This window comes from Ruegeria sp. C9, assembly GCF_056537585.1.
On sequence record NZ_JBQFRU010000017.1, the window covers coordinates 1 to 596 of the forward strand.

A 596-nucleotide genomic window follows, 5' to 3' on the forward strand; every position below is an offset into this window, starting at 1 on the left:
CAGGTTTGGCCCGATGTTTGCCTCTGAGATCCGAAGAAAGCGGGTGCAACAACTGGGCGCATTCTCGAAATGGAAGTGGCATGTGGATGAGGTTTTGTGAAGGTTAATGGCAAGAAGCATTACCTCTGGCGGGCCGTAGATCATGAGAGCAAGGTGCTGGGAGCCGTTGTCACCAAACGCCGAAACAAAGCTGCAGCGCTGAAATTCCTCAAGACATTGATGAAGCGACACGGTAAAGCGGAAAACGTTGTCACAGATCGCTTCGCCTCATATAGAACCGCTTTCAGAGAGCTTGGTGCTGACAAAAAACAGAAAACGGGCAGGTGGCTCAACAACTGCGTCGAGAATTCGCACCTGCCTTTCCGACGACGCGAACGCGCCATGCAACGTTTCAGGCGGATGCGAAGTTTGCAGAAGCTCGCCGCCGTCAACTCCTCTGTCTACAACCACTTCAACGAGAAAGAGCGCTTGCCAGCCGAGGCACCTTCAAGCTGATACTCACCGCCGCTCTCGCCGAGTGGCGGGGTCTTTGTGACGAATGAAGGACAGCTATACTGGCCTAGCTGAGACTGGTTCGAATTCGCCTGACTGCACCG

1 pseudogene is annotated in these 596 nt (G+C 54.0%); it reads left to right on the plus strand.

Annotated features, from left to right (window positions below):
* Nucleotides 1-542 (plus strand): annotated as a pseudogene (locus tag ACR0NE_RS21415) (IS6 family transposase); the annotation flags it as partial.
* Nucleotides 543-596: the final 54 nt, after the last annotated feature.